The sequence below is a fragment of the Clostridium sp. DFI.1.208 genome (genome assembly GCF_024463855.1).
In the GTDB taxonomy this organism is placed as follows: Bacteria; Bacillota_I; Bacilli_A; order Erysipelotrichales; family Erysipelotrichaceae; genus Clostridium_AQ.
Window position 1 is genome coordinate 1 of the sequence record NZ_JANGCA010000119.1, and the last position, 3,888, is coordinate 3,888.

Genomic DNA, 3,888 nt, shown 5'->3' on the forward strand with positions numbered 1-3,888 from the left:
TCATACTCTGACATTTGCACTGCCTTTTTGAAACCCTATAATACTTTAGAGCACACCTCAATCATCATAAAACCCTACGTTTATTTAGAGCGTTTTTTTTCACAACCCTACGTTAATTTAGAGACCCCATATAACGGGTATCGCCTGTGCTTTTATGTCTTTTTGATCTGCTCATCACTGCTTCCTATATAGGAGCTTATTGTTGTCCAAATTACGAACCGCAGCTGTGCAATTATTTTGCCAGTGTCTTATCAATATCTGCCAGCTCTTCTTCCAACTCACGGATAAATTCCTTTTTATCCTCGATTGCATCTTCCATATCATCAATCGCACGCTGTCCGATCAAGCCGACAATTTCATCCTGCATATGCTTGATCTGTCGCTGCTGATCCAAAATCAGCTCCTGCTTGCGTGCGCGCGCTTCCTGCATTCTCTGACGCCACTGTGCATGACGCTGCTCATTCCAATTGCGCAATCCATCGAAATAGGCATCCATCGCAGCACGGAATTCCTTCCAGATCTCATCTTCCCGTTCCTTACCACAGGAGCCGATGCTTTTCCATTCCTTGCTCAAGTTTTTCATGACATCGGTATGCTCTCTGGTATATTCCTTACGCTGTGCAATTTCCTTTGCCTGCTCTACCAGCTTACGCTTTTCTTCATATTTACCATCCTGCTGTTCATGCAGCTGATCGTAATATTCGCCTCGTCTGTCGTAGAATTTCTGACGGCTTTCATTAAATGCCTTCCACAGGCGATCCTCATGCTCTCTGCCGGCACTTCCTGCCGCCTTCCACTGGTCCATCATCGCACGGAATTTTTCCCCTGTCTTGTTCCATTCTACAGAATTCGCCAGTGCTGCCGCCTGTACTATCAGTGCTTCCTTTACCTCTTTTGCATTGGAGAACTTTGTCTGCAGATTTTCCCAATGCTCATGCTTGCGGTCAAAGAACGTCTGACGAGCCGCATTAAACGCATCCCATAGCTCATCATCTGTTTCCTTTCCTGCACTTCCGGAAGCCTTCCACTGCTGCATCAGCTCATTCATTTCTTCAGTTGCCTGGTTCCAGTCATTGGATGCCGATACCGTACGTGCACGTTCAATCAGCTCCTGCTTAATGGCCTGATTGCTTTGATAGCCTTCTCTTCGTTTTGCATAAAACGCATCCATGTATCCGTCAAATTCCTCCATCAGGGTTTCTTCATAGGCAGAATCCCAATACGGAATCCGTTTCCATTTTCTCTTCAAATCTGAAATTTCACGGAACACCGTATTCCAGTCTGAAGATATTTCAATGCTCTTCGCCTCTTCAATCAACGCTTCTCTGCGCCGAATATCTTCATCATAGTCATTTACTTCAAATTCATCATGATCATTGTACATATGTATTCCTCCAGTTCGGGTGATTCCACCACAATCACCTGTTTCAACTTAAATTCTATCTCAAATACGCTAAAAAGTCATTCATTTCTTCAAGTTTTATGTAGAAATTCCGTTTTTTTCTTACATCCGGTACCTATTCCTCATAGATTTTGCATATTGTCCGGAACCAGTGAAACATTATTTCCCATAGTTTGCGTTATGGGCATGCAGGATAAGCGTACCGCCTGCCTCCTTTGTTCCTCTATTTCATTGCGTTTTTTCACGAAAAAAAAATCACCTGTTTTTTTCACGCTGAAATTTGACACTATAAAAGGCAGTGCATGTTCATACTCTGACATTTGCACTGCCTTTTTGAAACCCTATAATACTTTAGAGCACACCTCAATCATCATAAAACCCTACGTTTATTTAGAGACCCAAGAAAAGTGCTGCTGTCTTCCAAAATACTCCCATATGAAAGTGTCACAGAAATCTCATTTTAAAATGGAGCATGCTGAAAGGACAAAAAGCGTGAGGAAAAGCATAGCAGCCGAAAACGTAGCACAAGCCGTTTGTATGTATCATCTGCAACAGATGGAGTCGAAACAATACAGAGCATTGCAGTTTACGTGCCGGTATCCAGCATATGAAAGAAAGACGAAAATTTTACAGCGTGTTCATCTATAAGCCTAACAGCCTGATTCTTTTTAAAAGCTGCCATTGACCTTATATATCCAAATATATCAATAAATATAGCAAATCAAGGGTATGCTGAAAACATAGAAATTCATAGGCATATGAAAAAAATAAAGACCACCAGCTCGGTGATCCTGTACATATAAAAGAAAATCTTTTTCCCATGGTGAATGCAAGCAACTATTGATGATGCGGCCTGTTTTGCATCTCCTGCTTATTCCTCAGATATGACACGGGAGCATAGATAGCGTACCTTCCCCTGACTGCTCTTCCCATATTCGATTGCCTCCTTCGGACAGGTACAGATACAGGCCATACAGTGCGTACATGCATTTCCCCATACCGGCTTTCCCTGCTTCAGCTGAATATTTCCCATTGGACACACGCGCTCGCAGGTATGACAAGCAATGCAGACATCTGTCGCATAAAATCTTCGTGCATGGACAATGAGGGGATAAAACAGCGGATTGATCAGTGTGCTATTCACCCTATCCCTGATTTGAAGACTGGCATGAGGAAAACATTTTCCTTCCTGAATATATCGGGCTGCCTCTTTCATGGCGGGCTGTGCAGCTGCTATGATCTGCCGTGCCTGCATATCTTCTGGCGCATCATACAGTGCAATGTAATTTTCCGGCATTTTTACCGCAAAGCAGCCCTTATACTCCAGCTGCTTTTCATGACACAGCGCTTCCAGATACGCTCCTGCATTTCCTATGGAGCCTCCGCAGGTCATCACAAAATAAATGCTTTGATTTCCCGTAAGCGTAGTACGGCGCAGCCATTCCTCAACAACACGGGGGATACGCCATGCATAGGTAGGGGTAACGATGACCCATGGACGATGGGAATGCAGAACCTCAAAGGATTTGTGGCGGATACTGTCAAACAGATTTCTGACTTCATCCTGCAGCTCTGCCTTTATGCAGTCTGCCGTATACGCACTGTTCCCTGTACCTGTGAAATATAATATCATATCGCATTCTCCTCCGCTACTTGAATTACGCTGTCATATATGAGATCAACAAGGCTCTTAATCTGTTTCCACCGGGTATTATCTGCACGGATATAGTAATAATTTTTCGTGCCCTCCTTACGCATATCGACGATTCCTGCTTCCTTTAAAATCTGCAGGTGATGGGATACAGAGGGTCTGCTCAGATGAACTTTTTCGGAAATTTCCTGCACACGAATCCCTGTGAGATCACTTTGTATCAGAAGTAGAAGAATGTCCTGCCTTGTTTCATCACCGATTGCCGTAAATGCTGTTCTACAGGTATGAAAGCCTGTTGTTATTGCGTCAATTTGTTTCTGACATTCCTGTTTCATGTAAGCTCCTCCTTATAGCACCGATTGTATGCCTTGCACTGAGCGATTCCTCCCTCAAAACCAGCGGATCACGACCTTCCTTTCGAGTATCAACGGGATTTCTTCGCCATTTGCGGAAATGCTTCCCTTATGACTTCATAGCCCTTTAGCGCTGTTTCCCTCTGCAGCAAATCCCATAGGAAAGGCAGTCGGACACTTTTTTCGTTAACAATCCGTAACCATTATAGCAGAAATGAAGAGAATTGCAGTATCGGTAAAGAAAATCGTTACCAATCACGAACAGCGGTTGGAAAATCTTGCAAAAACTTGTATCCAGAACACGTCCTCCTATGCGGCATCGAATATATGAAAAAAACTCCCGAGCCCCTAAAAGGGCGCTTTAAATTTGTGTGTGGTTGTGGCATACCTTTAAACTTGTGTGTTGCCATTTTTTGACTTATCTAACAAACTGTGTGGATACCCTTTCACTTTTTGTGTGGGTGTCCTTTTCTTATATAAAA

General features: G+C 43.4%; 3 protein-coding genes. All 3 read right to left on the reverse strand.

The window, feature by feature from the left end:
* Positions 1-232 precede the first annotated feature (232 nt).
* Positions 233-1,384: a DUF349 domain-containing protein gene (locus NE665_RS23360; RefSeq protein WP_117445075.1), complete on the reverse strand. Its 1,152-nt coding sequence runs from the start codon at positions 1,382-1,384 to the stop codon at positions 233-235.
* An 889-nt stretch (positions 1,385-2,273) separates the two neighbouring features.
* A complete protein-coding gene (locus tag NE665_RS23365) occupies positions 2,274-3,035 on the reverse strand; it encodes an EFR1 family ferrodoxin (RefSeq protein ID WP_117445077.1) in 762 nt (253 codons plus the stop codon).
* Positions 3,032-3,388 carry a metalloregulator ArsR/SmtB family transcription factor gene (locus tag NE665_RS23370; protein ID WP_117445078.1) on the reverse strand — a complete coding sequence of 119 codons (357 nt, stop codon included), beginning with the start codon at positions 3,386-3,388 and terminating at the stop codon, positions 3,032-3,034. The genes NE665_RS23365 and NE665_RS23370 overlap by 4 nt, the downstream gene beginning before the upstream one ends.
* Positions 3,389-3,888: the final 500 nt, after the last annotated feature.